Consider the following 13,219-nt stretch of genomic DNA (forward strand, 5'->3'; position numbering starts at 1 on the left):
CACGCGATGGCACGCTCTCGGCGGTGCCGGGCCGGGCGGTGCTGTTGACAGGCCCCGCGCAACGCTCTATACGCCCGCTATCTCGGAGGCGGAGGCCGCTCTGCCAGTCCGAACTCATAACTGAAGTGGTCACGATCCGGCCTACTACTGGCCCGATCCTCTGTTAACCCACCGCGTCGTTTTCCTCGGTACGGGAACGTTGCGGTCATTTTGCTTTGTGGACGCATGAAGTAACCGAATTTAGCCGCATGGGGGATCCCCCGTGTACAAAATCTGAGCGATACGGGGATATATCCGGAATGCCAACGATCCAACAGCTGATCCGCAAGCCGCGGCAGCCGAAAGTCAAACGTTCGAAATCCATGCACCTGCAGGAGTGCCCGCAAAAGCGCGGCGTCTGCACACGGGTTTACACAACGACACCCAAAAAGCCGAACTCGGCCATGCGTAAGGTTGCCAAAGTGCGCCTGACCAACGGTTTCGAAGTCATCTCTTACATCCCGGGCGAGAGCCACAACCTTCAGGAACACTCCGTGGTTCTGATCCGCGGCGGTCGTGTAAAAGACCTTCCGGGTGTGCGTTACCACATCCTGCGCGGTGTTCTTGATACGCAGGGCGTTAAAGACCGTAAGCAGCGTCGTTCGAAGTACGGCGCGAAGCGTCCGAAGTAATCTCGCACAGGTGGGGCACGGCCCCGCCTTTCCACCCGATGTTCGGTGGGGCAGCGCCCCACCACCCGCCAAGAGGAAGACACTGACATGTCACGCCGCCACGCCGCTGAAAAACGCGAAGTCCTGCCAGACGCCAAATACGGCGATCTGGTTCTCACCAAATTCATGAACAACCTGATGATCGACGGCAAGAAATCTGTCGCCGAGCGCATCGTCTACAACGCGATGACCCGCGTCGAAGACAAGATCAAACGCGCCCCGATCGAAGTGTTCCACGAAGCGCTTGAAAACATCCAGCCGTCGGTCGAAGTTCGTTCGCGCCGCGTTGGTGGTGCCACCTATCAGGTGCCGGTCGAAGTGCGCCCCGAGCGTCGTCAGGCGCTGGCGATCCGCTGGTTGATCAAAGCCGCCCGTGCGCGTAACGAAAACACCATGGAAGAGCGCCTTGCAGGCGAGCTGCTGGACGCCGTTCAGTCCCGTGGTACCGCTGTTAAAAAGCGCGAAGATACGCACAAGATGGCCGACGCGAACAAAGCGTTCAGCCACTACCGCTGGTAATTTCAACGTCGCGCCCGGTTTCGGGCGCGATCTGTTCGTACTGACATTTTCGAGGAAGCAGCCCCATGGCACGCGACTATCCGCTCCAACGCTACCGCAACTTCGGCATCATGGCTCACATCGATGCCGGCAAAACCACCTGTTCCGAACGCATCCTGTTCTACACCGGCAAATCCCACAACATCGGTGAGGTGCATGACGGCGCCGCAACGATGGACTGGATGGAGCAGGAACAAGAGCGCGGCATCACCATCACCTCCGCCGCGACGACCACGTTCTGGCAGCGCCAGGAAGAGCCCACAGCCGATGCGACATCCGACACCAAGTTCCGGATGAACATCATCGACACCCCCGGCCACGTTGACTTCACCATCGAAGTTGAGCGTTCGCTGGCGGTTCTCGACGGCGCGGTTGCCGTTCTCGACGCCAACGCCGGTGTTGAGCCGCAGACCGAAACCGTTTGGCGTCAGGCTGACCGCTACAAGGTTCCGCGTATCGTGTTCGTCAACAAGATGGACAAAATCGGCGCGGACTTCTTCAACTGCGTTCACATGATCAAAGACCGTACCGGTGCCACACCGGCGCCGATCCAGATTCCGATCGGTGCAGAGAACGAGCTGGAAGGCATCGTTGATCTGGTCACCATGAAGGAATGGGTCTGGTCCGGCGAAGATCTGGGTGCTGGCTGGGAACAGCGCGACATCCGTGACAGCCTGAAGGACACCGCCGACGAATGGCGTGCCAAGCTCATCGAGACCGCGGTCGAGATGGACGATGAGGCGATGGAAAACTACCTGATGGATGGCGCCGAGCCTGACGTCGACACCCTGCGCGACCTGATCCGCAAGGGCACGCTGGCGATCAAGTTCATCCCCGTTCTCTGTGGTTCTGCCTTCAAGAACAAAGGTGTTCAGCCGCTCTTGAACGCCGTGATCGACTATCTGCCCAGCCCGCTGGACGTTGTCGACTACATGGGCTTCAAGCCGGGCGATGAGACAGAAACCCGTAACATCCCGCGCCGCGCGGATGATGACATGGCGTTCTCTGGCCTTGCGTTCAAAATCATGAACGACCCCTTCGTTGGTTCGTTGACCTTCACCCGCATCTACTCGGGCGTGCTGAAGAAGGGCGATACCCTTCTTAACTCGACCAAGGGCAAGAAAGAGCGCGTCGGTCGTATGATGATGATGCACTCGATCAACCGTGAAGAGATTGAAGAAGCCTATGCGGGCGACATTATCGCGCTGGCCGGTCTGAAAGACACCACCACAGGTGACACGCTCTGTGCCGCCAACGATCCGGTGGTTCTGGAAACCATGACCTTCCCCGATCCGGTGATCGAGATCGCGGTTGAGCCGAAAACCAAGGCCGACCAGGAAAAGATGTCTGCTGGTCTGGCCCGTTTGGCCGCCGAAGACCCTTCTTTCCGCGTCGAAACCGATCTGGAATCCGGTCAGACCATCATGAAGGGCATGGGCGAACTGCACCTCGACATCCTGGTGGACCGTCTGAAGCGCGAATTCAAAGTTGAAGCGAACATCGGTGCGCCGCAGGTGGCATACCGTGAGACGATCAGCCGCGAAGCCGAAATCACCTACACCCACAAGAAACAGTCGGGTGGTTCGGGTCAGTTCGGTGAAGTTAAGATGATCCTGATGCCGACCGAGCCGGGCGAAGGTTACTCCTTTGAGAGCCGCATCGTCGGTGGTGCCATCCCCAAGGAATACATCCCGGGCGTGGAAAAAGGGATCAAGTCGGTTCTGGACTCCGGTCCGCTGGCGGGCTTCCCGGTCATCGACTTCAAGGTTGCTCTGATCGACGGTAAATTCCACGACGTTGACTCCAGCGTTCTGGCCTTCGAAATCGCCGCCCGTATGGGTATGCGCGAAGGCATGAAGAAAGCTGGCGCGAAACTGCTGGAACCGATCATGAAGGTCGAAGTTGTAACACCGGAAGAGTACACTGGTGGCATCATCGGTGACCTGACATCCCGTCGGGGTCAGGTGCAGGGTCAAGACACGCGCGGCAACGCCATCGCGATCGACGCCTTCGTACCGCTGGCCAACATGTTCGGCTACATCAACACGCTGCGTTCGATGTCTTCCGGTCGTGCGAACTTCACCATGCAGTTCGACCACTACGAGCCTGTGCCGCAGAACATCTCCGACGAGATTCAGGCCAAATTTGCATAACCGGGATGGCGGGGTGAACCCCGCCCTACCCAATCTGTAGGGTGGGTTTTTAAGCCCACCACCCAACATCTAAAGGAGCCAACACCATGGCAAAGGCAAAGTTTGAACGTAACAAGCCACACGTCAACATCGGCACAATCGGCCACGTTGACCACGGTAAAACCACGCTGACCGCGGCGATCACCAAATACTTCGGTGACTTCCAAGCGTACGACCAGATCGACGGCGCGCCCGAAGAAAAGGCCCGCGGCATCACCATCTCGACCGCGCACGTTGAGTATGAAACCGAAGCACGTCACTACGCCCACGTCGACTGCCCCGGCCACGCTGACTATGTGAAAAACATGATCACCGGTGCCGCTCAGATGGACGGCGCGATCTTGGTTGTGAACGCGGCCGACGGCCCGATGCCCCAGACGCGTGAGCACATCCTGCTCGGCCGTCAGGTTGGCATCCCCGCCATGGTCGTCTTCATGAACAAAGTTGACCAGGTCGACGACGAAGAGCTGCTTGAGCTGGTTGAGATGGAAATCCGCGAGCTGCTGTCTTCCTACGACTACCCCGGCGACGACATCCCCGTTGTGCCCGGTTCCGCTCTGGCGGCGATGGAAGGCCGTGACGAGAACATCGGCGAGAACGCGATCCGCAAGCTGATGGAAGAAGTCGACAACTACATCCCGACACCAGAGCGTGCTGTTGATCAGCCGTTCCTGATGCCCGTCGAAGACGTGTTCTCGATCTCTGGCCGTGGTACTGTTGTGACCGGCCGTGTTGAGCGTGGCGTGATCAACGTTGGCGACGAAATCGAAATCGTCGGCATCCGCGACACCAAGAAAACCACCTGCACCGGTGTGGAAATGTTCCGCAAGCTGCTGGACCGTGGTGAAGCTGGCGACAACATCGGCGCGCTGCTGCGTGGCGTTGAGCGTGACGGCGTTGAGCGCGGTCAGGTTCTCTGCAAGCCCGGTTCTGTGAACCCGCACACCAAGTTCGAAGCCGAAGCCTACATCCTCACCAAAGAGGAAGGTGGCCGTCACACGCCGTTCTTCGCGAACTACCGTCCGCAGTTCTACTTCCGTACAACTGACGTGACCGGCACCGTTCAGCTGGCAGAAGGCACCGAGATGGTCATGCCCGGCGACAACGTGTCCTTCGGCGTTGAGCTGATCGCACCGATCGCCATGGAAAACGGTCTGCGCTTCGCGATCCGCGAAGGTGGCCGTACGGTTGGCGCCGGCGTTGTTTCCAAAATCACTGAGTGATTTTGGGCGGGGCCTTCGGGCCTGACGTCTGAGAGATTTTGAAAGGCCGCAGCGTTTGCTGCGGCCTTTTGCTTTTGGGGGGGAGGGGGCTTTGTGGAAGCTTTGGTGAGATGGAAAGCTAAGTGTGTTTTTCGGTGGTGATTGAACGTTGGCGGGGTGCGCTGTCACGCCGTGGGCGGCGTGACTTTGCGCACTGGTTCTAAAAACACGGGGGTTTTTAGAACCCTCTTGCCACCTGTTGCGATTCCCCCTATAGGACGCCCATTGAACCGGGGTGCGTTAGACGCGCCCCGTTTGATTTAATACCAAGGCGCGATGAGGGGGCCGGATGAGCCTGCTTCCTCCAATCCGTTAGAATCCCAAAACAAGGGATATGCATATGGCCGTTCAAAGCCAGAACATCCGCATTCGCCTCAAGGCGTTTGACTACCGGGTGCTCGATGCCTCCACTCAGGAAATCGTCAGCACCGCCAAGCGCACAGGCGCTTCGGTTCGCGGTCCCATTCCGCTGCCGAACAAAATCGAGAAATTCACCGTTCTGCGTGGTCCCCACGTTGACAAGAAATCCCGTGACCAGTTCGAAATCCGCACGCACAAGCGTCTGCTGGATATCATTGATCCGACCCCCCAGACCGTGGACGCGCTGATGAAGCTCGACCTCGCCGCTGGCGTGGACGTCGAGATCAAGCTGCAATCGTAAGCCGGGAGGGTAATCATATGTTGCGCTCAGGCGTTATTGCAAAAAAAGTCGGCATGACCCGGCTGTTCATGGAAGACGGCAAGCAGATTCCTGTGACCGTTCTTCAGTTGGACAAGCTTCAGGTTGTCGCACAGCGCACCGCAGACCGTGACGGCTACACTGCCGTTCAGCTCGGTGCCGGTTCGGCGAAAGCCAAACGCACAAGCCAAGCCATGCGTGGCCACTTCGCAGCTGCGAAAGTGGAACCCAAGCGCAAGGTTGCTGAGTTCCGTGTCGATGCGGACGCGATGCTGGACGTTGGTGAGGAAATCATCGCGGACCATTACTTCGCGGGTCAGTACGTTGACGTTGCAGGCACTTCGATCGGTAAAGGTTTTGCCGGTGCGATGAAACGTCACAACTTCGGCGGTCTGCGGGCGACACACGGTGTCTCCATCAGCCACCGTTCGCACGGCTCCACAGGCCAGTGTCAGGATCCCGGCAAAGTTTTCAAAGGTAAGAAAATGGCCGGTCACATGGGCGCGGCCCGTGTCACCACGCAGAACCTCGAAGTCGTCAAGACCGACAGCGCGCGTGGCCTGATCATGGTTAAAGGCGCCGTTCCTGGCTCCAAAGGTGGCTGGGTCACCGTCAAGGATGCGGTCAAAAAGCCGTTCCCCGAAGACGCGATTCTGCCCGCCGCTTTGAAATCCGCCGCTGACGAAGCCGCAAAAGCCGCCGAAGAGGCAGCCGCCGCAGCCGCAGCAGAGGCAGAAGCCGAAGCCAAGCGTTTGGCCGAAGAGCAAGCCGCACAGGAAGCCGAAGCGCTGAAAGCCGCAGAAGCTGAAATCGCAGCTGAAGGTTCGGATGCCGACAATTCCGATGCCGACGCTGACAAGAAAGAAGGTGACGCATGAAACTCGATGTCATCAAACTCGACGGTGGCAAGGCCGGGTCCGTAGACCTGGACGAAGCACTGTTCGGCCTTGAGCCGCGTGCCGACATCCTGCACCGCGTCGTACGCTGGCAGCGTAACAACGCGCAGCAGGGTACGCACAAGGTCAAGACCCGGTCCGAGACCAGCTACTCGACCAAGAAGATCTATCGCCAAAAAGGCACCGGCGGCGCACGCCACGGTGACCGTAACGCGCCGATCTTCCGTAAGGGTGGTATCTACAAGGGTCCGACCCCGCGTAGCCACGGCCACGAGCTGACCAAAAAGTTCCGCAAGCTGGGTCTGCGCCACGCGCTGTCCGCCAAAGCAAAAGCCGGTTCCTTGGTCATCATCGACGAAGCCACATCCGAGGGCAAAACAGCCGCTCTGGCCAAACAGGTGTCGAACCTGGGTTGGAAGCGCGCGCTGGTCATCGATGGCGCTTCGGTCAACGAGAACTTCGCACAGGCCGCGCGCAACATCGAAGGGCTGGATGTCCTGCCGTCGATGGGCGCAAACGTCTATGACATCCTCAAGCGTGACACTCTGGTGATCACCAAAGCGGGGATCGAAGCATTGGAGGCACGCCTGAAATGAGCGCCAAGCATGAACACTACGACGTGATCCGCAAGCCGATCATCACCGAGAAAGCAACCATGGCGTCCGAACAGAACGCTGTCGTTTTCGAAGTGGCGATTGAAAGCAACAAGCCGATGATCAAAGAGGCCGTTGAGGCGCTCTTTAACGTCAAGGTGAAGGCCGTGAACACGTCCATCACCAAAGGCAAGGTCAAGCGTTTCCGCGGCCAGATGGGTCGCCGTAAAGACGTTAAAAAGGCTTACGTGACGCTTGAAGAGGGCAACACGATCGACGTCTCCACCGGGCTGTAAGTTTTCGGTACTGACATTTGGAAAAGGCCTCCGCTCAGCGGGGGCCTTTTTCGTTTCGACGGTGGTAGGTCAACGCTTGGGCGATCAAAAGGGCCAGGGGCGTTTTGGCGACCTCGGTCTGTGCATCAAAGAGGACGGCGCGATTACCATCATAGGTGAAGGCGTCTCCGAAAACCGTACGGGCGTCTGAGATTACGGTTGTCTGGCAGTGCACGAAGACCGCGTAACCGCCAGACTTTGGCACACCAACGCGCAGGGTTGTGCCGGATTTGCTTTCGGATGTGAGATAGGCGGGCTGACCCCATTTCAGGGTTTCATCGATGGGTCCCACATTCTCGGTCGCCGCGACTTCAAAGATGAGGCGCCGTACTTCCAAGAGGCCGGGGCGTACCGTATCTGGAAAGTCAGCGAAGGCGCGGGTCACGGCGTCGGTTTGAAAGGGCAGGTCGGGCGAAGTCATGCGCAAGCGTAGGCGTGGAGGCCGATAGGATCAATCACTCGGGGCCAGCAAGGCGACCTATCTCGACGGTTGTTAGCCGCGTGAGCGGAAACCCCGCGTTAATACTCAACGGATAAGTTGCTTGCTGCGCGCTTTCCTTTACAAGGCATGAAGCAACGATAAAAAGCAGCTCTATGTCTCACGAAAAATCTACCTCTGGCGCGTCTGCGGACGTGTCGAACGCGCGCGACTGGGTGCGCGTGCTGGCCCGCTACCGCGAGCCAAGCACTTGGCGCAGCAGTTTAGAACTGGCGATTACGCTTGGGCCGTTTGTCCTTCTTTGGGCACTGGCTTGGTGGGCGTTGTCGATCAGCGGCTGGCTGACGCTTGGCATTTCGCTGGTGAATGCGGGCTTCCTGCTGCGCCTCTTTGCGATTCAGCATGACTGCGGCCATGCGGCCTTTTTCAGCAGCCGTCGCACCAGCGATTGGGTGGGCCGCGTGCTGGGGGTGCTGACACTGACGCCCTATGACGTTTGGCGCCGAACCCATTCGATCCACCATTCCTCGGCCGGGAACCTTGGCCGTCGCGGAATCGGCGACATTCACACCCTCACCGTTGCAGAGTATCGCGAGCTTGGACTGCTTGGGCGGTTGCAGTACCGTCTCTACCGCAATCCGGTCGTGCTTTTTGGTCTCGGGCCGAGCTATCTGTTTTTCGTGCAGAACCGTGTCCCGTTGGGGCTGATGGCGCAAACCCGCTATTGGTTAAGCGCGATGGGCACCAACCTGACTATCCTCGCAGCACTTGCGGTGATCTTTTATTTCGGGGGTATCATGCCCATTCTGCTCATCTTCGTCCCCAGCACCCTGCTGGCGGCCACGGCGGGCATGTGGCTGTTCTATGTGCAGCACCAGTTCGAGACGACCCATTGGGAAGAAAACGAAGCCTGGGATTTGCATGACGCGGCCTTTCACGGCTCATCACATTATATCCTGCCCCGGCCCCTGCAGTGGCTGAGCGCCAATATCGGCATTCACCATGTGCACCATCTGTACAGCCGCATCCCGTTCTACCGCTTGCCGGAAGTGCTGGGCGATCACGTGGCGCTGGCTGAAGGGAACCGCATGACCATTCGCGAAAGCCTCGCCAATGCGCGGCTGCACCTGTGGGATGAAAAGAGCAAGCGCCTGTTATCCTTCGCACAGGCGCGTCGCGCCGCCTAAGCCGTAACATATCGCTGATGTAAGACCCCCGCTCCGGCGGGGGTTTTTGCGTTTTTAGGAGCGGCATTACCCATGCGGGTTCCCATCGCCCCCTGCTTCAATCATGTGGCGACCCGTAAAAAGTTCCGAAAAAATGCTATCAATTTTCTCGGAACAGAGCAGAAAGCTGCCGGTTGTCTCACCGTGGAAGACGAGGTGCTGGGCGCCTCACTTATCTTAAACGAATACGGGAGAGACCTAATGATCTATACCAAAACGCTCATGGCCGGCGTATCCGCTGTGGCCCTTTTCGCAGCCGCTCCGGTTCTGGCGCAGGACGCGACAGAGAACGTCGAAGAAACCATTGAACGCAACGCCGAAGCCGAAGCTGAGATGGAAGCAGAAGTCGAAGGTGGCACAGCCGCGACCGCCAATGTCGCTGGCGGCCAAGTGGTTGTCGAGCAGGAAGACGCCGAAGTTGACGTGACCGTGCCCGAGCCAGATGTAAACGTCTCGCAGGATGCTCCCGTGGTGACTGTTGAGCAGGGCCAGCCCGAAGTAACCGTCGCCGTGCCCGAGCCGACCGTTCGCGTGCAGCAGCAAGCGCCGATCATCACCGTTGAGCAGGCACAGCCGCAGGTCACCGTGCGTATTCCTGAGCCGGTCGTGACCGTGCAGGTTCCCAAGCCGCAGGTTGACGTGGACACAGGTGAGCCGATCGTTGATCTGGAACAGCCCGAGCCCGTCGTGAAGTTCGTGCGCCCCGAGCCGAAAGTGACCATCGAAGAAGCCGAGCCGCGCGTGACGGTTGAGCAGGCCGAAGCCAATGTGAACGTGGCTGAATCCGAAGAAGCCCGCGTCGATGTTGACCAGAAAGAAGCGGACGTGAACGTGCAGCAGGGCGAAGACGCGAATGTCGTCGTCGAAGAAGCCGAAGCGCCGCAGGTCAATGTTGAAGGTGCCGAAGGCGCCGAGATCAACGTGGAGCAAGAGCAAGCCCGCGTGCTGATGGAAGACTTCAACGCTGACGAGCAGGGCAATATGGCCGAAGAAGACCGCGCCCGCTACCAGGAGAATGTGCAACGTCTGCCGATCTTTAACCTGACTGCCGAAGAACTGACCGGCCGCAGCGTCGCCACCGAGACTGGTGAAGACGTCGGCGAGATCGACTTTATCGGCGTCCGTGGCGACACCGTTGTTGCGATCATCGGCGTTGGTGGTTTCCTTGGGATGGGCGAAAACGAAGTCGCCATTCCGGTTGAGAAGCTGATCATGCGTGAAGACGAAGTGATCGTCCCCGGCGTCACCGAAGAGCGTCTGGAAAGCATGCCGGAATTCAACGAAGCAGAAGTTGAAATCCTCGACCCCGGTATGCGTCTGGCAGAGAGCATTGGCCTTGACTAATACCTGCTTCGGGTAATCGGTAAACCTAAGGAAGAAGGCGCTTCGGCGCCTTCTTTTCTTTTGTGCGGGCAGCGGGAGAGGAATTTCGCCATGCCCACTGGACGGGCAGAATTGAACCTGCTAGGTCGCCACATCGGCTCAAGCCCCGGATTCGTCCGGGGTTTGGCTATTTGAACGATCCCGGTGGTTGGGATGCCTGCCTCGCAAGAGATTTAAGCCCACCCACCACTCCTACAGGGGACCTTCGGGGCCCTACAACCAACGCGCTTTCATCTCGATGGATGCGTGCCAAGCAAACGGAAGACAGAGAACATGGCACTCAAGTCGTACAAACCGACGACGCCAGGCCAGCGTGGACTGGTACTGATCGACCGTTCGGAGCTGTGGAAAGGCCGCCCGGTCAAAGCCCTTACTCAGGGTTTGACCAAATCTGGCGGTCGGAACAACACCGGACGAATCACAATGCGTCGTACAGGTGGTGGTGCAAAGCGCCTCTACCGTATCGTTGATTTCAAGCGTAACAAGCTGGACATGTCCGCTGTTGTCGCGCGGATCGAATATGACCCCAACCGGACCGCTTTCATCGCGCTGATCCAGTACGAAGATGGCGAGCAGGCCTACATCCTGGCCCCCCAGCGTCTGGCCATCGGCGACAAAATCATCGCCGGCGCCAAAGTGGACATCAAACCCGGTAACGCGATGCCTTTCTCGGGCATGCCGATCGGTACGATCGTCCACAACATCGAGATGAAGCCCGGCAAGGGCGGTCAGATCGCACGTGCCGCCGGCACCTACGCCCAGTTCGTGGGTCGTGACGGTGGCTACGCTCAGATCCGTCTGAGCAGCGGCGAGCTGCGTCTCGTGCGTCAGGAATGCATGGCCACCGTTGGTGCCGTGTCTAACCCCGACAACTCCAACCAGAACTACGGTAAAGCGGGCCGCATGCGTCACAAGGGCATCCGTCCTTCTGTACGTGGTGTGGTGATGAACCCGATCGACCACCCGCACGGCGGTGGTGAAGGCCGGACCTCTGGTGGTCGTCACCCGGTTACTCCTTGGGGGAAGCCGACGAAGGGTGCCAAGACCCGCAACAAGAACAAAGCGTCCAGCAAGCTTATCATCCGCTCGCGTCACGCCAAGAAGAAGGGGCGTTAATTCATGGCTCGTTCAGTATGGAAAGGTCCTTTTGTTGACTCTTATGTCCTCAAAAAGGCAGAGGCTTCCCGCGAGGGCGGCCGTAACGAAGTGATCAAGATCTGGTCGCGCCGCAGCACGATCCTGCCCCAGTTCGTGGGTCTGACGTTTGGCGTGTACAACGGTCATAAGCACATCCCTGTTAACGTCAGCGAAGACATGATCGGTCAGAAGTTCGGTGAGTACTCCCCGACTCGGACCTACTACGGTCATGCCGCCGACAAAAAAGCGAAGCGGAAATAAGCCATGAGCAAGGATAAGAATCCCCGCCGCGTGGCAGACAACGAAGCAATGGCAAAACTGCGCATGCTTCGCACCAGCCCGCAGAAACTGAACCTGGTTGCAGCTTTGATCCGTGGTAAATCCGTGGACAAAGCGTTGACAGACCTCACCTTCTCCAAGAAGCGGGTCGCGCAGGACGTGAAGAAATGCCTTCAGTCCGCGATTGCCAACGCCGAGAACAACCACAACCTGGACGTCGATGAACTCATCGTGGCCGAGGCCTATGTCGGTAAGAACCTGACCATGAAGCGCGGTCGCCCGCGTGCCCGTGGCCGGTTCGGCAAGATCATCAAGCCGTTTGCCGAGATCACGATCAAAGTGCGTCAAGTTGAGGAGCAAGCCTGATGGGTAACAAAGTCAATCCGATCGGTATGCGTCTTCAGGTGAACCGCACCTGGGACAGCCGTTGGTACGCCGACACCAAGGATTACGGTGATCTTCTGCTTGAAGACCTCGCAATCCGCGACTTCATCAAGAAAGAGTGTCACCAAGCTGGTGTTGCCCGTGTGATCATCGAGCGTCCGCACAAAAAGTGCCGCGTCACGATCCACACAGCACGCCCCGGTGTCATCATTGGCAAGAAAGGCGCGGACATCGAGACGCTGCGCCAGAAGATCGCCAAGATGACCAACTCGGAACTGCACCTCAACATCGTTGAGGTCCGCAAGCCCGAGCTGGACGCACACTTGGTTGGTGAGAGCATTGCACAGCAGCTGGAGCGCCGGGTGTCTTTCCGCCGCGCCATGAAACGTGCCGTGCAGAACGCCATGCGCATGGGCGCACTGGGCATCCGCGTGAACCTCGCGGGTCGTCTTGGTGGGGCCGAAATCGCGCGTACCGAATGGTACCGTGAGGGTCGCGTGCCGCTGCACACATTGCGTGCCGACATCGATTACGCACATGTCGAAGCGGCCACCGCTTACGGCATCATCGGGATCAAGACATGGATCTTCAAAGGCGAGATCATGGAACACGACCCCGCCGCGCGTGACCGTAAGGCACAGGAACTCCAAGACGGCCCAGCACCTCGCGGTGCCGGCGGTCGTCGCTAAGGGGGAATGAGAAATGCTTCAACCAAAGCGTACTAAATTCCGCAAGCAGTTTAAGGGCTCGATCAAGGGTCTGGCAAAGGGCGGGTCTGACCTGAACTTTGGCACCTACGGCCTGAAGGCACTGCAGCCGGAGCGGGTTACAGCCCGTCAAATCGAAGCGGCACGCCGCGCCATGACGCGTCACATGAAGCGTCAGGGCCGTGTCTGGATCCGCATCTTCCCGGACGTACCGGTTACCTCCAAGCCCGTCGAAGTTCGTATGGGTAAAGGTAAAGGTTCCGTCGACTTCTGGGCAGCCAAGGTCAAGCCGGGCCGTATCATGTTCGAAATCGACGGTGTCGGTGAAGACGTGGCACGCGAAGCCCTGCGTCTGGCAGCCATGAAGCTGCCGATCAAAACCCGGGTTGTTGTCCGCGAGGACTGGTAAGCCCGCAGCCCCGCAAGGGGTGGCTGAAAG

General features: G+C 58.7%; 16 protein-coding genes. 15 read left to right on the forward strand and 1 reads right to left on the reverse strand.

The genetic code is table 11. From position 1 onward, the window contains the following. Positions 1-299 precede the first annotated feature (299 nt). The 8 genes from rpsL to J3456_RS17975 all read left to right on the forward strand — a co-directional run bounded on the left by rpsL (position 300) and on the right by J3456_RS17975 (position 7,186). Positions 300-671 carry a 30S ribosomal protein S12 gene (gene rpsL / locus J3456_RS17940; protein ID WP_007118826.1) on the forward strand — a complete coding sequence of 124 codons (372 nt, stop codon included), beginning with the start codon at positions 300-302 and terminating at the stop codon, positions 669-671. An 87-nt stretch (positions 672-758) separates the two neighbouring features. Then, positions 759-1,229: a 30S ribosomal protein S7 gene (rpsG, locus tag J3456_RS17945; RefSeq protein WP_067267956.1), complete on the forward strand. Its 471-nt coding sequence runs from the start codon at positions 759-761 to the stop codon at positions 1,227-1,229. 65 nt (positions 1,230-1,294) lie between these two features. After that, on the forward strand, positions 1,295-3,421 hold the full coding sequence (gene fusA / locus J3456_RS17950) for an elongation factor G (protein WP_259946344.1): 2,127 nt from the start codon (positions 1,295-1,297) through the stop codon (positions 3,419-3,421). Positions 3,422-3,507: 86 nt separating this feature from the next. Further along, positions 3,508-4,683: an elongation factor Tu gene (tuf, locus tag J3456_RS17955; RefSeq protein ID WP_067622157.1), complete on the forward strand. Its 1,176-nt coding sequence runs from the start codon at positions 3,508-3,510 to the stop codon at positions 4,681-4,683. 379 nt (positions 4,684-5,062) lie between these two features. Next, positions 5,063-5,383 (forward strand): 30S ribosomal protein S10, encoded by a 321-nt coding sequence (gene rpsJ, locus J3456_RS17960; RefSeq protein ID WP_067267998.1) that lies wholly within the window; start codon positions 5,063-5,065, stop codon positions 5,381-5,383. Positions 5,384-5,400: 17 nt separating this feature from the next. Next, complete coding sequence (gene rplC / locus J3456_RS17965; protein ID WP_349581587.1) at positions 5,401-6,279, forward strand: 50S ribosomal protein L3; 879 nt, start codon at positions 5,401-5,403, stop codon at positions 6,277-6,279. Next, positions 6,276-6,893: a 50S ribosomal protein L4 gene (gene rplD / locus J3456_RS17970; RefSeq protein ID WP_067622160.1), complete on the forward strand. Its 618-nt coding sequence runs from the start codon at positions 6,276-6,278 to the stop codon at positions 6,891-6,893. The genes rplC and rplD overlap by 4 nt, the downstream gene beginning before the upstream one ends. Then, positions 6,890-7,186 carry a 50S ribosomal protein L23 gene (locus tag J3456_RS17975; RefSeq protein ID WP_007118833.1) on the forward strand — a complete coding sequence of 99 codons (297 nt, stop codon included), beginning with the start codon at positions 6,890-6,892 and terminating at the stop codon, positions 7,184-7,186. Before rplD ends, J3456_RS17975 begins: the two co-directional genes overlap by 4 nt. A 34-nt stretch (positions 7,187-7,220) precedes the next feature. Here J3456_RS17975 and J3456_RS17980 read toward each other — a convergent pair whose 3' ends face one another. Beyond that, complete coding sequence (locus J3456_RS17980) at positions 7,221-7,646, reverse strand: DUF1801 domain-containing protein (protein ID WP_349581588.1); 426 nt, start codon at positions 7,644-7,646, stop codon at positions 7,221-7,223. A gap of 173 nt (positions 7,647-7,819) precedes the next feature. Between J3456_RS17980 and J3456_RS17985 the strand changes: the two genes are divergently transcribed. The 7 genes from J3456_RS17985 (at position 7,820) to rplP (ending at position 13,189) form a co-directional block, all read left to right on the forward strand. Then, complete coding sequence (locus J3456_RS17985; RefSeq protein WP_349581590.1) at positions 7,820-8,851, forward strand: fatty acid desaturase family protein; 1,032 nt, start codon at positions 7,820-7,822, stop codon at positions 8,849-8,851. 240 nt (positions 8,852-9,091) lie between these two features. Continuing rightward, entirely contained in the window at positions 9,092-10,234 is a 1,143-nt protein-coding gene (locus tag J3456_RS17990; protein WP_349581591.1) for a PRC-barrel domain-containing protein, read from the forward strand. Between the two features lie 312 nt (positions 10,235-10,546). Next, positions 10,547-11,389 (forward strand): 50S ribosomal protein L2, encoded by an 843-nt coding sequence (gene rplB / locus J3456_RS17995; protein WP_067267965.1) that lies wholly within the window; start codon positions 10,547-10,549, stop codon positions 11,387-11,389. A 3-nt stretch (positions 11,390-11,392) separates the two neighbouring features. After that, positions 11,393-11,671, forward strand: a complete 279-nt coding sequence (rpsS, locus tag J3456_RS18000) for a 30S ribosomal protein S19 (RefSeq protein WP_007118838.1) — start codon at positions 11,393-11,395, stop codon at positions 11,669-11,671. 3 nt (positions 11,672-11,674) lie between these two features. Beyond that, positions 11,675-12,055 carry a 50S ribosomal protein L22 gene (gene rplV, locus J3456_RS18005; RefSeq protein ID WP_067267968.1) on the forward strand — a complete coding sequence of 127 codons (381 nt, stop codon included), beginning with the start codon at positions 11,675-11,677 and terminating at the stop codon, positions 12,053-12,055. Next, positions 12,055-12,762: a 30S ribosomal protein S3 gene (gene rpsC, locus J3456_RS18010; protein ID WP_067625857.1), complete on the forward strand. Its 708-nt coding sequence runs from the start codon at positions 12,055-12,057 to the stop codon at positions 12,760-12,762. Before rplV ends, rpsC begins: the two co-directional genes overlap by 1 nt. 13 nt (positions 12,763-12,775) lie before the next feature. Beyond that, positions 12,776-13,189, forward strand: coding sequence for a 50S ribosomal protein L16 (gene rplP, locus J3456_RS18015; RefSeq protein ID WP_007118841.1), 414 nt, complete (start codon positions 12,776-12,778; stop codon positions 13,187-13,189). The last annotated feature ends 30 nt before the right edge of the window (positions 13,190-13,219 follow it).

Origin of the sequence: Sulfitobacter sp. NFXS29 (assembly GCF_040148765.1) — a bacterium.
Classification (GTDB): Bacteria; Pseudomonadota; Alphaproteobacteria; order Rhodobacterales; family Rhodobacteraceae; genus Sulfitobacter.

Excerpts from the sequence above, each read along its gene's own strand:
- tuf (WP_067622157.1), top strand. The coding sequence starts at position 3,508 with ATGGCAAAGGCAAAGTTTGAACGTAACAAGCCACACGTCAACATCGGC.
- rpsC (WP_067625857.1), top strand. The coding sequence starts at position 12,055 with ATGGGTAACAAAGTCAATCCGATCGGTATGCGTCTTCAGGTGAACCGC.
- rpsS (WP_007118838.1), top strand. The coding sequence starts at position 11,393 with ATGGCTCGTTCAGTATGGAAAGGTCCTTTTGTTGACTCTTATGTCCTC.
- rpsG (WP_067267956.1), top strand. The coding sequence starts at position 759 with ATGTCACGCCGCCACGCCGCTGAAAAACGCGAAGTCCTGCCAGACGCC.
- J3456_RS17980 (WP_349581588.1), bottom strand. The coding sequence starts at position 7,646 with ATGACTTCGCCCGACCTGCCCTTTCAAACCGACGCCGTGACCCGCGCC.
- rplD (WP_067622160.1), top strand. The coding sequence starts at position 6,276 with ATGAAACTCGATGTCATCAAACTCGACGGTGGCAAGGCCGGGTCCGTA.
- rplP (WP_007118841.1), top strand. The coding sequence starts at position 12,776 with ATGCTTCAACCAAAGCGTACTAAATTCCGCAAGCAGTTTAAGGGCTCG.
- rpsL (WP_007118826.1), top strand. The coding sequence starts at position 300 with ATGCCAACGATCCAACAGCTGATCCGCAAGCCGCGGCAGCCGAAAGTC.
- fusA (WP_259946344.1), top strand. The coding sequence starts at position 1,295 with ATGGCACGCGACTATCCGCTCCAACGCTACCGCAACTTCGGCATCATG.
- J3456_RS17990 (WP_349581591.1), top strand. The coding sequence starts at position 9,092 with ATGATCTATACCAAAACGCTCATGGCCGGCGTATCCGCTGTGGCCCTT.
- rplV (WP_067267968.1), top strand. The coding sequence starts at position 11,675 with ATGAGCAAGGATAAGAATCCCCGCCGCGTGGCAGACAACGAAGCAATG.
- J3456_RS17985 (WP_349581590.1), top strand. The coding sequence starts at position 7,820 with ATGTCTCACGAAAAATCTACCTCTGGCGCGTCTGCGGACGTGTCGAAC.
- J3456_RS17975 (WP_007118833.1), top strand. The coding sequence starts at position 6,890 with ATGAGCGCCAAGCATGAACACTACGACGTGATCCGCAAGCCGATCATC.
- rplB (WP_067267965.1), top strand. The coding sequence starts at position 10,547 with ATGGCACTCAAGTCGTACAAACCGACGACGCCAGGCCAGCGTGGACTG.
- rplC (WP_349581587.1), top strand. The coding sequence starts at position 5,401 with ATGTTGCGCTCAGGCGTTATTGCAAAAAAAGTCGGCATGACCCGGCTG.
- rpsJ (WP_067267998.1), top strand. The coding sequence starts at position 5,063 with ATGGCCGTTCAAAGCCAGAACATCCGCATTCGCCTCAAGGCGTTTGAC.